This window comes from Sulfuracidifex metallicus DSM 6482 = JCM 9184, from assembly GCA_032834875.1.
Taxonomy (GTDB): domain Archaea; phylum Thermoproteota; class Thermoprotei_A; order Sulfolobales; family Sulfolobaceae; genus Sulfuracidifex; species Sulfuracidifex metallicus.
On record CP135238.1, the window covers coordinates 671416 to 688125 of the forward strand.

At 41.2% G+C, this 16710-nt stretch carries 14 protein-coding genes and 1 pseudogene; 12 read left to right on the top strand and 3 right to left on the bottom strand.

What is annotated here, in order from left to right:
* Positions 1 to 19 precede the first annotated feature (19 nt).
* Positions 20 to 1462, top strand: coding sequence for a UbiD family decarboxylase (locus tag RQ359_RS03950; protein WP_054837819.1), 1443 nt, complete (start codon positions 20 to 22; stop codon positions 1460 to 1462).
* Here RQ359_RS03950 and RQ359_RS03955 read toward each other — a convergent pair.
* On the bottom strand, positions 1437 to 1715 hold the full coding sequence (locus RQ359_RS03955) for a hypothetical protein (RefSeq protein WP_156016043.1): 279 nt from the start codon (positions 1713 to 1715) through the stop codon (positions 1437 to 1439). The two genes, RQ359_RS03950 and RQ359_RS03955, sit on opposite strands and share 26 nt — an antisense overlap.
* 74 nt (positions 1716 to 1789) lie before the next feature.
* Between RQ359_RS03955 and cdvB1/B2 the strand changes: the two genes are divergently transcribed.
* Together cdvB1/B2 and ppsA are read left to right on the top strand one after the other, a co-directional pair.
* The gene (gene cdvB1/B2, locus RQ359_RS03960; RefSeq protein ID WP_054837820.1) at positions 1790 to 2464 is read left to right on the top strand and encodes a cell division protein CdvB1/B2; all 675 of its coding nucleotides are present in this window, start codon (positions 1790 to 1792) and stop codon (positions 2462 to 2464) included.
* A gap of 168 nt (positions 2465 to 2632) precedes the next feature.
* Positions 2633 to 4951: a pyruvate, water dikinase gene (gene ppsA, locus RQ359_RS03965; protein WP_240900227.1), complete on the top strand. Its 2319-nt coding sequence runs from the start codon at positions 2633 to 2635 to the stop codon at positions 4949 to 4951.
* A 381-nt stretch (positions 4952 to 5332) separates the two neighbouring features.
* Here ppsA and RQ359_RS03970 read toward each other — a convergent pair whose 3' ends face one another.
* Positions 5333 to 6409, bottom strand: a complete 1077-nt coding sequence (locus tag RQ359_RS03970; RefSeq protein WP_054837821.1) for an inositol-3-phosphate synthase — start codon at positions 6407 to 6409, stop codon at positions 5333 to 5335.
* A gap of 93 nt (positions 6410 to 6502) precedes the next feature.
* Here RQ359_RS03970 and RQ359_RS03975 point away from each other — a divergent pair, with 93 nt between their 5' ends.
* From RQ359_RS03975 to RQ359_RS04015, 9 genes and pseudogenes are all read left to right on the top strand, one after another.
* Positions 6503 to 6775, top strand: coding sequence for an acylphosphatase (locus tag RQ359_RS03975; protein ID WP_054837822.1), 273 nt, complete (start codon positions 6503 to 6505; stop codon positions 6773 to 6775).
* Between the two features lie 54 nt (positions 6776 to 6829).
* Entirely contained in the window at positions 6830 to 8116 is a 1287-nt protein-coding gene (locus RQ359_RS03980; RefSeq protein WP_054837854.1) for a TrpB-like pyridoxal phosphate-dependent enzyme, read from the top strand.
* Positions 8103 to 8843, top strand: coding sequence for a tryptophan synthase subunit alpha (trpA, locus tag RQ359_RS03985; protein WP_054837823.1), 741 nt, complete (start codon positions 8103 to 8105; stop codon positions 8841 to 8843). Before RQ359_RS03980 ends, trpA begins: the two co-directional genes overlap by 14 nt.
* Positions 8833 to 9867, top strand: coding sequence for an anthranilate phosphoribosyltransferase (gene trpD / locus RQ359_RS03990; RefSeq protein ID WP_156016041.1), 1035 nt, complete (start codon positions 8833 to 8835; stop codon positions 9865 to 9867). The genes trpA and trpD overlap by 11 nt, the downstream gene beginning before the upstream one ends.
* A 26-nt stretch (positions 9868 to 9893) precedes the next feature.
* Positions 9894 to 10457 (top strand): annotated as a pseudogene (locus RQ359_RS03995) (phosphoribosylanthranilate isomerase); the annotation flags it as partial.
* On the top strand, positions 10447 to 11706 hold the full coding sequence (locus RQ359_RS04000) for an anthranilate synthase component I (protein ID WP_338116922.1): 1260 nt from the start codon (positions 10447 to 10449) through the stop codon (positions 11704 to 11706). The pseudogene RQ359_RS03995 and the gene RQ359_RS04000, both read left to right, overlap by 11 nt.
* On the top strand, positions 11703 to 12293 hold the full coding sequence (locus RQ359_RS04005; protein ID WP_156016039.1) for an anthranilate synthase component II: 591 nt from the start codon (positions 11703 to 11705) through the stop codon (positions 12291 to 12293). The genes RQ359_RS04000 and RQ359_RS04005 overlap by 4 nt, the downstream gene beginning before the upstream one ends.
* Positions 12293 to 13036, top strand: a complete 744-nt coding sequence (trpC, locus tag RQ359_RS04010) for an indole-3-glycerol phosphate synthase TrpC (RefSeq protein WP_054837825.1) — start codon at positions 12293 to 12295, stop codon at positions 13034 to 13036. The genes RQ359_RS04005 and trpC overlap by 1 nt, the downstream gene beginning before the upstream one ends.
* Positions 13037 to 13055: 19 nt before the next feature.
* Positions 13056 to 14255, top strand: a complete 1200-nt coding sequence (locus tag RQ359_RS04015) for a pyridoxal phosphate-dependent aminotransferase (RefSeq protein WP_338116921.1) — start codon at positions 13056 to 13058, stop codon at positions 14253 to 14255.
* Between the two features lie 2 nt (positions 14256 to 14257).
* Here the strand turns inward: RQ359_RS04015 and RQ359_RS04020 are convergent, their stop codons facing one another.
* On the bottom strand, positions 14258 to 16669 hold the full coding sequence (locus tag RQ359_RS04020; protein WP_156017805.1) for a valine--tRNA ligase: 2412 nt from the start codon (positions 16667 to 16669) through the stop codon (positions 14258 to 14260).
* Positions 16670 to 16710 lie beyond the last annotated feature (41 nt).

Sequence of the window (16710 nt, forward strand, 5' to 3'; positions counted from 1 at the left end):
AAAAAACTTTTATTGCAAGATGGCGTTCGCAGATTTACGTGAGTATTTAAGCTATATGAACAAAAACAACAAACTAATAGAAATAGACTCCGAAGTTAGTACTGACTTGGAGATCGCGGAGATTACAAGAAGGGCAACTTATAATCGTTTGTATCCTCTGCTTTTCACCAACGTCAAGGGGTATCCTAACTGGAAGGTGGTTTCTAATATATTCTATTCCATTAAAGGAATTTATGACGTGTTACAGACTAATGATCTCGAAGGAATTTCTAAACGCTTTTTGGAAGGATTCTCAGAAATGCCAGTCACCATTATCGATAAAGTAAGGTCGTTAAGGGACGTACTAAAGTTGGGAAAGTTTACTCCTCGTGCCAAGAAACCTTCATTCAAGGAATCGAACTTGAAGCTTACTGATGTTCCTTCACTTAAGACATGGCCTAAGGATGCCGGAAGGTTCTTTACATTTTCCATCACAATCACTAAGGATCCAGAAAGCGGCGTCCATAACCTAAGTGTATATAGGATTCAAGTGTTAGACGAGGAAAGAGCTATAATTCATTGGCAGGCGTTCAAGAGGGGTTCCATAGCAGCTATGCGATACAAAGAAAAGGGTATAACCAAGGTACCAATAGTCATAATCAATGGCGTAGATCCTGCAATAGCGTTTACTGCAGCATCTCCAGTGCCTGTGGGTTTAGATAAGTACCTCTTCGCAGGCATAATGAGAGGTGAAGGTGTTGAAGTCACTGAATTAGATAACGGAATTATGGTTCCAGCTAACGCTGAGACGGTATTTGAAGGCTACGTTGACGTTAACGAAGTTAGGGAGGAAGGTCCATTTGGAGATCATTTAGGTTATTACACTCCAAAGGACTATTTTCCCACGTTTCATTTAACTAAAAGTTTCTCTAGAGATAACCCTTACTTTCACGTAACTTCAGTAGGAAGACCGCCATTGGAGGACGCATGGATAGGTAAGGGAGTTGAAAGGATATTCCTTCCCTTTACCAAAATGATAGTTCCAGAGCTGGTGGATATGAACCTACCAGAGTACGGAGTTTTCACCGGAGTAGGAATATTCTCGATAAAGAAATATTATCCAGGTCAGGCTAAAAGGGCTATGATGGCAATTTGGGGCTTGGGTCAATTAAGTTTGCTCAAGTTCATTATAATAGTAGATGCCGATGTTAACGTTCATGATTTAAACGAAGTTGTATTTGCATTATCTACGAGGGTGGACCCGCAGAGAGATGTAATGATAGTTAACAGCGTGCTTACGGACTCACTGGATTTTAGTACACCGTCTCCTCCTTTAGGAAGCAAAATAGGCATAGACGCTACGAGGAAATTTAAGGAGGAGACAGGAAGAGAATGGCCAGAGGAAGTAGCCTCGGATCCTAGCGTAGCAAAAAAGGCTGAAGAAATAATTTCTCAAATTAAATCGAGATATCCTCACGTCTAAAAATTTCTCCATCTCTAAAAACGAGAATCACCGAGGTAGGATCTGGTAACTTTATAGGAATTTCGATTGACTCCCCGCTACCTAAATCCTTATCTAATCTCATTTCGTCTCCAATGTTCCTAATTCCTTGACCATCTAGAGTGTCAACTGTAATGCCGTACTTTACAGTTACCGATATTAGCTTCAGAGTTCTTTCGGAGACGTTTTTTATTAAAAGGGTTTCTCCTTGATGGGCTACATTAAAATGTCTCATAATTATGAAAACTGCTATCGATGTATTATTAAGGTTCCTCCTTTAATGGTCAACCCCTTAAGTAACATATTAAGATGGCAAGCACAAAGGTGAATGATTTCATAAAGAATTGGAGTGGGGGTAGTAGACAGGAACCTAGCGTAGCAGAAAAGATAAAGAGCGCCTTCAAACCAAAAGAGCCACTAAGATACAGGCTAGTGATGGCGAATTACAGACTTAAGACGATGATAAGCAGACTTGACGTTTACATATCTAGAATGCAGGAAAGGGATAGAGTCCTATTCGAGAAAGTAGTTGACGCCCAAATGAGCAAGGATAACATGAGGGCAGCCATGTATGCCAACGAAATAGCTGAAATAAGGAAGGTTAGCAAACAGTTACTCACTACGCAGATAGCTCTAGAACAAGTTCAGCTAAGGCTGGAAACTATAACTGAAGTAGCAGACGTTTTCACTAATTTAGTTCCAGTTATAGGGGTGGTAAATGAGTTGAAGAATGCTATGAGAGGAGTAATGCCAGAGATAAGTATGGAGCTCTCCGAGTTAGAGGACGGACTACAGGAGGCAGTACTGGAAGCAGGAGACTTCACGGGAGGCAGTGTGGACTTCGCGGCATCTTCTCCAGAGGCAAGGAAGATATTGAACGAAGCCGCAGTAGTAGCGGAACAGAGAATGAAGGAGAACTTCCCAGAACTTCCAGGTTTCGTTACATCCACTCAGAAAGCGTCTAACTCAACGGAGCAAAAGTAATTAACTAAATTCCTACTTAATAATATTTCTTCCCCATCCTTTTTACGATAGTATATAACTGTAAAAAGTTTTTTATAACGTTCTCCCCGATAATATAATGGGGATAATTGATTGGTCGAGTCTCTTAAAGAGGCTCTTGTTCTCGATCTTATTAACATCAGGAAGGAGATGATTGAGATCGTCGGGGGCAAGGGCGCTAATCTAGGAGAACTTGTGAGCTTTGGAATAAGAGTTCCTCCAGGTTTTGTTGTAACTTCAAAGGCATTTGATTATTTCATTCAGTCTAACAATTTGAAAGGGGAAATTGCTGAAATTCTATCCTCATCAAAGGATTCCTTTGAGGGAAGTGAAAAGATAAAATCATTGATAATTAATGCTAAGATGCCTGAAGATTTAGAGCAATCTATACTTTCCTCTTACGATGAACTGAGGAACAAAGTAGGGAAAGACGTTCTAGTAGCGGTTAGATCTTCCGCTACGGCTGAAGATATAGGCGAAGCCAGCTTTGCTGGACAGCAAGATACATATCTTAACGTGGATAGGGTACATTTGCTAGAGAATGTAAAAAAGGTATGGGCAAGCCTCTATACAGCTCGTGCAATAGAGTACAGGAAATCTAAGAATATTGACACCCTCAGCGTTTCCATGGCTGTAGTAGTTCAAAAGATGGTCAACTCTAGGACTTCAGGCGTCATGTTTACCCTTCATCCGGCTACTGGAGACAATAACGTAATAGTAATAGAGGGAAGTTGGGGTTTAGGGGAAGCTATAGTTGGAGGTAAAGTTACTCCAGACGAGTACATAATAGACAAGTCTACTCTTTCTGTGAAGGAAAAGAAGATATCAAGGAAGACCCTTAAGATAGTTTACGATAAGTCGAGTAACAGCAATAAGGAAATCGAGATTTCTGGAGAGGAAGCTGAGACTATGTCGTTCTCAGAGGAAGAAGCCATAGAGCTAGCGAAGTTAGGTCTGAAAATAGAACAGCATTACAATAGGCCTATGGATATTGAGTGGGCTATAGATGCGGACTTCAAGTTTCCTGATAACGTATTTATAGTTCAAGCTAGACCCGAAACTTACTGGTCTCTTAGAAAAGTAGAAAAGGCTGAAAAGAAGAGTGAGGAACAAAACCTGCAAACTGGAAAAGTGATAGTTAAGGGTTTACCAGCTAGTCCAGGAATAGCTGCTGGAGTAGCTAGGGTCATTTTTGATCTAGCAGAAGCTAAGGATTTCCAGAAAGGGCAGATTCTAGTTACTAAGATGACCGATCCTGATTGGGTTCCAATAATGAAGATAGCAGGGGCTATAGTAACTGACGAAGGTGGAATGACTAGCCATGCATCTATAGTTTCCAGAGAGCTGGGAGTTCCTGCAATAGTGGGGAGTAAAGAGGCTACAAAATTAATAAAGGATGGACAAGAGATCACGGTAGACGCAATACGCGGGATAGTCTACGAAGGCAGACTTTTACCCAAAGAAGAGGAAGGTAAGCCAGCCTCATCTTCTGTAACTTCTGGAATAAGCAAAGAGCTGCTAATGAGCCTCTATCCAGTTACCGCGACTAAGATTTATATGAACTTAGGAGAACCTACATTAATAGATAAGTACCAAGACCTTCCATTTGACGGAATAGGACTAATGAGGATAGAGTTCATAGTAAGCGAATGGGTAAAATATCATCCACTTTACCTGATAAAAACTGGGCAGTCTAATTTATTTATAGATAAATTGGCTGAAGGTGTTGCTAAGGTAGCTCAGACGATATATCCCAGACCAGTTGTAGTTAGATTCTCCGATTTCAAGACTAATGAATACAGGAAACTTCAAGGAGGAGAGGAGTTTGAGCCAGAAGAAAGGAACCCTATGTTAGGTTGGAGAGGAGTTTCTAGATACGTAAGTAAGATCTACGAGCCGGCGTTTAGACTTGAGGTAAGAGCCATTCTAAAAGCAAGGGAAGAAATGGGGCTTAAGAACGTATGGGTTATGTTCCCATTCGTGAGGACTACTTGGGAGCTTAAGAGGGCAATCTCCGTCATGGAGGAGGAAGGCCTGAGAAGGGGAGGTGACTTTAAGGTATGGATAATGGCAGAAGTTCCTTCGGTTGTAGTTCTTTCGGATCAATTCTCCAAGATGGTCGATGGATTCTCGGTGGGGAGTAATGATCTTACTCAGCTAACTTTAGGAGTAGATAGGGATTCAGATTTGCTTGCAGGCATGGGTTACTACGATGAGAGGGACCCAGCGGTTATGGCCTCAATAAGGAGATTGATAAGGACAGCTCATAAAAACGGTGCTACAGTTTCCATATGCGGTCAAGCACCAAGTAACTATCCTGAGGTAGCAGAACAACTTGTTAGAGCAGGAATAGATAGCGTAAGCGTGAACCCAGATACTGTGATCAGAACAAGGAGATATGTAGCCTCAGTAGAGCACAAGGTTATACTGGAGAAATCTACTGGAGCTAAAAGAAAAGTGAAATATTAATGAGCTGAGACTATCTAAAATTTAGAATCACTTACTCCTTTTTTTAATTGGGTACGCAAATATATTCTCTTTATTATATAATAAAAAACTGTGATATACATGTGTAATTATAATGTAGAGTCTTACTTAGCTTCTTCCTTCTTAAGCTTCACCGCACACTCCTTGCATATTCGCCTAGACTTGTCATGGTATGCTACACAATCAATACAGATAAGCCTACCGCAGCATTCACAATATCCAATAGCTAAGTTCCTTCCGCAAATTTCGCACATACTCATTTCGCAGACTTTACATATTCCTTTCTCTTGGTTGAAGTCGTCCTTACATACATTTCTATCACAGATTTTACAGACATATTCAGGTTTATTTTCTAAGCAAATTTCACATTTCAATGAATTTTCTGAACTTATAATATGCCTCTTCATCGTTCTTAGCCTGAACTGGAGGATGCTTAAAGTAGAAAGCTGATACGTCATTTAAAGGTCCTCCTATTCCCTTATCTTTGGCTAGCTTGACTGCCCTGATTACGTCTACTATTACTGCAGCGCAGTTAGATTTATCGTCAACCTCTAGCGAAGCTTCTACCTTAATCGGCATTCCTGCAAATCCTTGTCCTTTAACGTAAATGTAGGCCACCTTAGTGTTTCCTAGGAACGGTATATAATCGCTAGGCCCAATCCTTATTTTGCCTTCCTTCTCTATGTCTTCGTTCTGCAGGGTACTTGTAACAGCCTTAGTCTTGCTTATTCTCTTTGAGTGAAGTCTTTCCTCGGTCTTCATGTTTAGGAAGTCTGTGTTTCCTCCAACGTTGAGTTGGTAAGTTTCATCTACTGAAACTCCCCTCATCATAAAGAGAGAAGTTATGGCCCTATGGAATATTGTAGCTCCTACTTGACTTTTTACATCATCTCCTGCTATAGGTATTTTCTTCTCTGCAAAAAGTCTAGGGAATTCGCCTGAAGGATCACTGGCTATGAAAACTGGTATAGCGTTTATGAAAGCTACGTTAGCTTCTAAAGAAGCTCTAGCATAGAGTTTAGATGCGTTCTCACTGCCTACTGGTAACATGTTAACTAGAACATCGGCATTACTGTTCTTCAATTCCTTCACTACGTCATCCAGTTTTCCTCCAGAAGCAGGATTAAATGTGTCCTTCATATGAGAAGCAACGCCGTCCTCTACTGGTCCTAATGATACCTTAACACCTTTTCTTTCTACCTCCGTTATCCTGGGCGTTATGTTCGGTCTTTCGAAGATCGCTTCCGATATATCCTTTCCTACCTTATTCTTTGAGACGTCGAAGGCTGTAACTACTTCGATGTCAGTTATCTTGTATCCACCTATGACAGGTGTGATTAGCCCTTTTGTGTATTCATTTCCCATTTTCTTGTAAAACTCTATACCTTGTACTAACATAGAAGCGCAATTACCTAAACCAGCTATAGCTACTCTTATCATCACACTTTAATGTGGGCACGGTAAAATATATTTGAGTGATGAGACCTTAGTTCGGATAAGTGAAGAAGTGGAGCGACTCTGAGGTGCACTCACATGTTGAAGAGGCTTCAAGCCAGAGTCTATGGAAAGGTTCAAAAAGTAGGCTTTAGGAACTTCGTTAAAGTTAATGCTAGACGTCTTGGCGTTAAAGGGTACGCCAAGAATTTACCAGATGGTTCTGTGGAAGTAGTTGCAGAAGGTCATGAAGAGTTACTATTGCAACTAATAGAATTCTTAAAAATAGGTCCTTTAATGTCCAAGGTTGAAAAAGTGGACTTCTCATTTGTAGAATATAAGGGGGAGTTTGAGGATTTCAAGGTATATTAAACTTTATAAAAGCAGATGTTTTTAATGGTAGTGGTAGGTGTATATGATACACCAATGGTAAATAACGCAGAAGAAATTCTTCCAAAGTATTGGTATAATATAATACCAGATCTTCCTAAGCCTTTGCCCCCACCCAGGGATCCTTTAGGTGCGGAGTTCTCTAGGATTGATCTCCTGAGAACAATTTTACCTAAGGAAGTGCTAAGGCAACAGTTAACAATAGAGCGCTACATAAAGATACCTGATGAGGTAAGAGAAAGGTATCTAGCTATAGGTAGACCTACACCTTTACTTAGGGCAAAGAGGCTTGAGGAATATCTGGGAACTCCAGCAAAGATATACTTTAAGTTTGAGGGTGCTACTCCAACTGGCTCGCACAAGATAAACACCGCATTGCCTCAGGCTTACTTCGCTATGGAGGAAGGAGTAGAACATGTAGTTACGGAGACCGGTGCTGGACAGTGGGGAACGGCAACCGCATTGGCAGCTACAATGTATGGCATGAAGTCCACTATCTTCATGGTTAAGATTAGCTATGAACAAAAGCCGATGCGAAAGAGCATAATGCAGCTTTACGGCGGAGAAGTATATCCGAGCCCTACAGATCTAACGGAGTTCGGCAAAAAGATAAGAAATGAAAGACCAGACCATCCTGGATCGTTGGGAATTGCCATGAGTGAGGCTATTGAGTACGCCCTCAATAATCACCTGAAGTACTTGGTCGGCAGCGTTCTAGATGTCGTAATATTACATCAAAGCGTAATAGGACAGGAAACTATGGCCCAACTGGACGAACTAGGAGAAGAACCAGACGTTCTAATAGGATGCGTTGGAGGAGGTAGCAACTTTGGTGGTTTCGCTTTTCCCTTTATAGGTAACGGTAGGGGTAAGAAATACGTTGCAGTTGCCTCAGCGGAGATTCCCAAATTTAGCACTGGCGAGTATAAGTATGATTTTCCAGATAGTGCTGGACTTCTTCCTTTGGTGAAAATGATAACAATGGGTAACAATTACGTTCCTCCACCAATTTATGCTGGAGGGCTTAGATATCATGGTGCAGCACCTTCTTTAAGTCTCCTAATGAAGGAGGGTATAGTAGGCTGGAGGGAATATAATGAAAACCAGATATTCGAGGCAGCACAGATATTCATGAGAACACAGGGAATAGTTCCAGCTCCAGAATCCTCTCATGCAATAAGGGCTGTAATAGAGGAGGCTTTGGAGGCAAAGAAGACCGGCAGAAAGGAGACCATAGTATTTAACCTAAGTGGTCACGGTTTATTAGATCTACCAAATTACGATTCAATGATGAGGAGGATCGTTAAAAATGAGCAGAGATAAATTATTAGTAGTTTATATGACATTGGGTTACCCAGATAATGGAAGATATTTAGAATTCATGAGGGAGTCAGTAAAGAACGGAGCCGATATTCTTGAGATAGGCATACCGCCAAAGTACGCTAAGTATGATGGACCAGTAATTAGGAAAAGTTATGAAAAGGTGTCGGGTAAATTCGATCTATGGTCGTTTCTTCCAGAAACTAGAAAGGTAATTGGAAACACTAAGGCTATAGCATTAACGTACTTGGAAGATTGGGTATCAGAGCTGGACTCGTTCCTGACCAAGTTGAAGGTAGCAGGATTAGACGGTGTGCTATTCCCTGATTTGCTTATAGATTTCGTTGATGATTATCAGATGTACTCCTCAAAAGTTAGAGAGAAGAGTCTAAACAACGTAATCTTTACCGCCCCTTCAGTTCCAGATAGAATGATAATGGAGGTCTCAAAACAGTCAGATCTATTCCTGTATTATGGAGTTAGACCTACTACGGGAATCCCCCTACCAATCACAGTTTCTTCCCTAGTTACAAGGGTTAGGAACTTAGTTGATAACAAGTTGGTTGTAGGTTTCGGTCTATCGGACGAAAACGATCTAAGAAAGGCTTTGAAGGCTGGTGCAGACGGTGCAGCAGTCGGTACCGCGTTCATTCAGGCAATTGAGAAGGGAGGCGTAAAGGATGCAGTAGATTTAGTAATTAAGTTAAGGTCGATCTTAGATGAGTTCTGAGCTAAGGAAGCTCGTGGAGAAGAGGGATCTTACATCGGACGAGGCATTTTACATAGCTAGTAGTATAATGAAGGGAGAGTTGCCCGATGCTCTGGTGGCCGGAATTCTAATAGCACTTAGAATGAAAGGTGAAACCCCAGACGAGATAGCCAGCTTCGTTAGGTCAATGAGATCGTTCATGATAAAGGCTGAAGGAAGTCCTAATTCGATAGATACAGCAGGTACTGGAGGAGATGGAATGAACACAGTGAATGTCAGCACAGCTTCAGCTATAGCCGTAAGCTCAGTAGTGCCAGTTTTTAAACATGGAAATAGGGCTGTGAGCAGTAGTAGCGGCAGCGCTGACGTTCTTGAGGCTTTTGGCTACGATATTAATGTAAAACCAGAGGAGGTTAGCCCTCTTGTAAGGAAGACCAACTTCGTTTTCCTATTCGCTCAATTATATCATCCCGCAATGAGGAACGTAGCGCCAATAAGGAAGACTTTGGGGGTCAGAACCTTGTTTAATGTCCTTGGCCCTTTTACTAACCCAGCCTCAGTAAAAAGGCAAGTTATAGGCGTCTTTTCTAAAGATTACATGAACGTCCTGATTGAGACTGCAAAAATTTTGAACTATGAGAAAATAATTTTAGTTCACGGTGAACCTGGCATAGATGAGGTTAGCGTTTCAGGTAAGACGTTTGTGAAGATCTTAGATCATGGCAAAGTACTAAGCGAGGAATTCGTGCCAGAAGATTTCGGGGCATCGATCATAGACCTTAATAAGCTTAGAACTTCCTCAGCTGAAGAATCTGCAATTAGAATTCTAAGGTCTTCCTTAGGCAAGGATAGGGAAGTATCAAGCTTCATTAGAGCCAACATTGCCATGGATCTTCTCCTTATAGAGAAAGTTAAGAATCTAAGGGACGGTTATGAAATGGCAGATTCCCTGCTGTCTGAGCTGCCTTCTAGAGCTAAGCAAATAATATCAAGCCATGGCAATGAGAGGAAATTGCAAGAGCTTTTAGATAAGGCAAGGGGGTAAGCACTACGAAGTTAAAGGTCTGTGGCGTAGCAACTCTTGATGATGCCTTGTTTCTAGATAGAATCGGGATAGACATGATAGGTATAGTAAACGAGCCTTCAAGTCCTAGATTTGCTAAGAAAGAATTTAACAAAATGATTAGAACTAAGGTATCCAGGCCAGTCGTTAGTGTAGCAATAAATCATGACAACTTAGATTTGAAAGCAGATCTTATTCAAGTTCATAGGATTCTTAACGACGACGAATTGGAAAGGCTGGAAACAATGTCTACGTCAAGGTTCATACTTTACGTTCCAGTTTCAGAGGAAGGAAGGATTTATCTCAGAAAGGTAGTTTCTCATGGCTTCGATAAGGTTCTTTTTGATTCTCCTAGAAGAGGGCTAAGAACTTCCTTGCAGCTAGCGAAGGAGCTATTAGATGTCTTTCCGGATGCAGGTCTAGCTGGAGGGATAAACCCCGAAAACGTGGTGGATTTCGTCTCGCTTAACCCTGGCTGGCTGGACGTATCCAGCGGGGTGGAAGAATATCCAGGTAAGAAATCACGCGATAAGGTAATGAAAATTAAGGAGGTGATTAAAGGTGGAGTATAGAATATCCGAATTTCCCTCACCAATATCACTTTTTTCGAAGCTGGAAAAAGAAGAGAGAGTAATCGCTCTCCTTGAGAGCGTAAGCGGACCCCAGTATAAGGCAAGATACAGCGTTGTTGCGTGGGGGGGTAGAGAGCTTTCAATGTATGATGATCCAGCTAAGGAAATTTCAAATATCCTTCCAAGTACTAAACTCAAGAATATACCTGGTCTCTTCAAGGGAGGGCTTATAGGTTACGTTAGCTACGACGCAATTAAGTTCTGGGAAAAAACTAGGGCAGATAACCTGCCAGAGAGTGAGAGATGGCCATACGCTGAGTTCTTCGAGCCAATTAATGTTGTAGTATATGATCATGAGACAGGAAAGGTATACGTGGAAGGAGATCTTCCTCCCGCTGGAAGAATGGAGAACAACCTAAAGGTAAAATACTTGGACGAGTCAATGAGCCAGAGCAAATATGAGGAGGGAGTAAAAAGCATTCTGCAACAAATTAGAGAAGGCTACGCATTTCAAGTTGTATTATCGCGTTTCTACCGTTATACTTTCCAAGGAAGTTTGCTTAACTTTTACGTTAAGTTAAGGGAGATCAACCCCTCACCTTATATGTTTTATATTAAATTTGGAGACCGCGGTTTAGTTGGTTCCAGCCCAGAGTTGCTGTTTAGATTACAAAACGGTATAATAGAAACCTATCCAATTGCAGGAACTCGGCCTAGAGGTAAAGACCCAGATGAGGACTTCTCCCTCGAGAAGGAACTTCTAGCTTCGGAAAAGGAAAGGGCAGAACACCTCATGTTAGTAGATTTAGCTAGAAACGATATTGGAAAAGTGTCAGTTCCAGGAACGGTAAAGGTACCAGAGTTGATGTATGTAGAAAAGTACAGTCACGTTCAGCATATGGTTTCAAAGGTGGTTGGCACTTTAGGCAAGAGATATCATGCACATGACATTCTGAGGGCGACCTTTCCGGCTGGCACAGTTAGCGGTGCTCCGAAGCCTATGGCTATGGATATAATAGCTTCCCTTGAAGAGTATAAGAGAGGTCCTTACGCTGGCGCAGTGGGATTCTTCTCTGTTGACGGGAGTTCAGAGTTCGCCATAAATATCAGGACTGCGTTCTTCAATAATGGTTTAATTAGAATTCAGGCCGGAGCCGGAATAGTCTATGATTCTCAACCGAAGATGGAATTTAAGGAAACCGAGTACAAAATGATGGCATTAAAGAAAATAATAGGTGAATTTACATGAGTGATCTAGTTTTGATAATAGATAATTACGACAGCTTCGTTTACAATATAGCTCAAGCAATAGGCGATTTAGGTGCAATTCCAGTAGTTATAAGGAACGACGAGATAACCCTTTCTGGCATCAGAAGGATGTCCCCAGACAAGATAATTATCTCGCCAGGACCAGGGACGCCAGAGAGAAAGGAAGACGTTGGAGTAGTCCCAGATCTGATTATGGAGATAGGCGAGGAGGGAATTCCAATCCTTGGCATATGCTTAGGGCATCAGACAATAGGATATGTGTTCGGTTCTAAAATACGCAAAGCTAGGAAGGTCTATCACGGGAAAGTGAGCGAAATCAAATTGATTAACAAAGATGTCGTGCTCTTCTCAGGCATAGCAAATACCTTCAATGGAACTAGGTATCATAGCCTAGTCATAGATGACATTAAGGATCCTCTGGTGGTTGACGCTATATCTGAAGACAAGGAGATCATGGCGATTCACCACAATAAGCTCAACATATTTGGAGTCCAATTTCATCCTGAGAGCGTTGGAACCGACGTAGGATACAAAATATTTTTTAATTTTCTCAATAGGGTAATGTGATGCCAAGGTATCTTGAAGGTTGGCTTAAGGACGTTGTCGAATATTCTTTAAGAAGAGAATACATCTCAGCGGAAAGGATTAGACCGATATACAATGGTATCGGAAGAATTAATCAATTCAAGGAGAGCGGTATAAATCCAGTAATTGCCGAATTCAAGAGAACCTCTCCCTCAGGCTTCTCGGTGGACAGAGACCCAATAGGGTACGCCAAATTCATGCGAAATTACGCTGTTGCATTAAGTGTTCTTACAGAAGAGAAATTCTTTAACGGTTCTTATACCCTGCTTAAATCGATCTCAAGCTCGGTAGATATACCAGTTTTAATGAAGGATTTCGTAGTTACCGAGACACAAATAGACACTGGTTATAATCTAGGGGCTGACCTTATTCTGCTTATAGTAAGGATACTTACAGAGAGAGAGCTGGAAGGACTTATAGAGTACGTCCGTTCATATAAACTAGAGCCTCTCGTGGAGGTTCACAGCAAGGACGATCTAGAAATAGCGTTGAGGTGCGGAGCCTCCTTAGTAGGATTCAACGCCAGAAACCTCTTCACCCTAGAAATGGATGTTGACCTTCAGAAGGAACTAATATCAACTTCACCAAAAGACATAGTGAAGGTTGCAGAAAGCGGTATAGAGAGTAGAGATCAACTGATGGAGCTCAAAAAGATTGGCGCCGACGCCTTTCTAATTGGCTCTTCCCTCATGAAGGATCCCGAGAAAATCAAAGAATTTATATGAAGTAAATTAAACCTTTTCTGTGTCCTTTAATTTTGCCTCAAATATTTACGAGTTAGCAGGAGAATCTACCCTAGTATATCAGGAAATAGCTAGAAAAGTAAGCAAAGAGAGAGGGATAAAAACAATAAATTTTGGAATAGGCCAACCTGACGTTGTTACTTTCAAGAGAATAAGAGATAGTGCAATTCAGGCTCTAGAGCAAGGCTTCACTGGCTATACCCCCGCTCTGGGTTTAGATGAGTTAAGGGAAAAGATAGCACAATACCTCACCGTGAACTACGGTGACGTAAAGAAGGATAACGTTATAGTTACTCCTGGAGCGAAGACAGCCTTGTTCTTAGGATTCCTTCTATTCATAAATCCAGGAGATGAGGTAATAATGCAAGATCCTTCTTTTTATTCATACGCTGAGGTTGTGAGGCTTCTAGGCGGTAAACCGGTGTTCCTAAAGCTAAACATGAATCAAAATGGTTTCTCTCACGACTTTGAAGCTATAGAGAGACTCATATCGCCGAAAACAAAAATGTTAGTTATAAACAATCCTCATAATCCCACCGGATCACTTTTCGATCCGCATGAGATAGAGAGACTCATGGAGATATCCAAGGAAAAGAAGATCATACTTATGTCAGATGAGATTTATGATAATTTCGTATATGAAGGCAAAATGAAGAGCGTACTAGAGGACCCATCATGGACGGATTACGTTTTGTATATTAATGGATTCAGCAAAACTTTCTCTATGACAGGTTGGAGACTAGGTTACGTTGTGGCGAGGGAAGACGTAATAAAGAAGATGGGAGTCCTTGCTGGAAACATTTATACGTGCCCTACGAGCTTCGCGCAAAAGGGTGCCATATCTTCCTTTGACTCTTTTGACAATGTAAAAGAAATGATAAACTTGTTCAAGAAGAGAAGAGACGTTATGTTCAATGAACTTCAGAAGGTTAAGAAAATTAGGGTAATAAAACCTAATGGGGCATTTTATATGTTCCCTTATATAGGTGAGTTACTGAGGGACCTCAAGATGGAGGTGAAGGACTTTTCTGTGGAGTTGATAAAATCTAAGGGAGTTATAACAATTCCTGGAGAGGTGTTTCCGAAAGACGTAGGAAAAGACTTTGTTAGGCTAAGCTTCGCCGTGAAAGAAGAAGACATAAAAGAAGGTATAACGAAAATAGCAGAGTTCGTTGATGAGAAATCACAGAGCGATAGATGAGCTTAACTCCCATGGACTGAGAGTTCAACTTTCTCCTGGTTATCCTCTATATATTCTAGATTTTCTATTTTTAGAGTCTTTTTGATGTCATTTTCAACTTCCCTTATGACGTCTAATGACTTCTTGTCAGCATAATATTTCACGTCTACTGGAGTCGGCATAGCAAGCTTCCTTGATATCTTAGAAGTCCTTATCATCGACGAAAACTTCTTTATGACTTTACCTTTCTCTAGGACTTCCTGATCTTCCTTTATGTAACTTATATCTGGTAGGTTCTCCAGTAGTACGCTCTTCTTTTCGCCGTAAAGCCTGAAGTATATTTCCTCCGTTATATGAGGTGCCATAGGATGCAACAGAATTATCAAATCTTTCATTATTCTTCTCACTATTGCAATTGCAGCAGCATCGTTCTCAAATAGCCTATGCTTTATCATTTCCAAGTACTCGTCAGCCACAATCTCCCAGAAGTAATCGTAAAAGCCTTGTATAACAACGTAAAAGTCATACCTTCTATATGCGTCTATAGCGTTAAGTATGAACCTTCTATGCTCCTGCAATATCCATCTATCTATGAGATCCTTGGGTTCTACCCTTTCAGCTTCAATCTTGTTGTCTTTTATGAAAGGATATATTAGCCTGCTGGCGTTCCAGAGCTTTTGCAGGACTGTCTTTTTAGCCTTTACCTTATCCCACTTGAATGGGAAATCATCTCCGATTGAAGCGTCTAGAAGAGTTAACCTTATTGCGTCAGCCCCCATCTCGTCTATCCTATCTAGCGGTGATATTACGTTACCCTTACTTTTGCTCATTCTGGTTCCATCAGGTCCTAAGGCTTGGCCGTTTACTAATACTTCATTGAAAGGTACGTTTCCAGCCAGCATGAGGGTTCTGAAGAAAGTATAAAATAGCCATGTTCTTATTATATCTGTGCCTTGTAACCTAATTGATGCTGGAAATGCCCTAGAGAAGCGTTCCTTGTCGCTGAAGTATCCAGTGACGTAAAGGGCACTTATGCTTGAATCTACCCATACGTCGGCGACGTCCTTAACTGGTTGTAGTTCCTCTCCGCAAACTGGACATTTTTGGAAAGGAGGAGCAGTTGTGTTAGGATCTATGGGTAAGTCCTCCTCTCTGGCTGGAACTAAGTGGTTATTCTTGCAATACCAGAAAGGTATAGGAGTTCCATAAACGCGTTGTCTGCTAATGTTCCAATCCCACTCAAGGCTTAATATCCAAGTTTCTAGATAGTAGGACATTCTCGACGGAATGAACTTCATTTTCTTATATTCTTCAAGGAGTCTGTCCTTAACGTCAAGAACTTTGATGTATATCTGTTTCTTGGTAAGGAACTCTATTGGAGACATGCAGTCGCTCCTTTCCGTGTGAGCTATGACGTTATGTTTTATACTTTCTACCTTCACCAGGAACCCTTTTTCCTTTAGAAGCTCAACCATCTTTCTCCTGGCTTCTTCTATCTTTATACCATCAAGTATTCCGGTCCCCTTCATCCTTCCTCTTTCGTCTATCATTTCTGTCGAAGGTAGGTTATGCTTCAGCTTCACTTTGATGTCTTGTGGGTCTCCATATGTGCTTATCATTTCGGCTCCAGTTCCAAAGTCCTTCTCAACGCTCTCTTCCCCTATTATTTTAACTTCTTTGTTAAAAATAGGTACTATCGCCGTTTTTCCTATCAACGACTTATATCTTTCATCTTCAGGATTTACTGCTAAAGCTTGGGTAGCTCCTATGAGCTCTGGTCTTGTTGTAGCTATCGTGATGTTTCCTCCATCTTTAAGTGGAAAGTTTACGTAAGCTAGGATTCCATCCCTTTCAACGTAGCCCACCTCGCTTAGGGCAAGGGCAGTTTCACATTTAGGGCACCAATACACTGGTCCGTCCCTCAGTTCTACCCTTCCTTGTTTGAACATGTCAATAACGCTCTTCTGTATAGCTCTCCTATAACTGGTCTCGTAAGTTTTATACTCGAATCTTTCCCATTCAGGTCTATAACCAAGCCTGATCATTGCAGTTTTCATTTTGGATATCATGTCTTCGGTCCATTCTATGCACTTTTTGAGGAATAGTTCTCTGTTTTCCTTTGGTATTCTCAACTTATATTGAACTTTCAATTCAGTTGGTAATCCCTGCGTATCCCATCCTTGAGGATGCAATACGTTGTAACCTTCGATTCTCTTGAATCTAGCTATAGCGTCAGCTATGCTCACCCAATATGCGTGACCCATATGAAGTTCTCCGCTAGTGAAAGGTGGAGGCGTATCAATCACGAAGGGTTTCCTTTGGGTATCCTCGTCCTTAAATCTGAATACATCCCTCCACATATCCTCTGTTAACCAAACCTTCTGCCACTTCTCTTCTATTTCCTTAGGCGAATAGTGTTTAGGCCATTCCTCCATTTTTTTATTTATTTCCTCCTGGCTTAACAAAAAGCGTCACC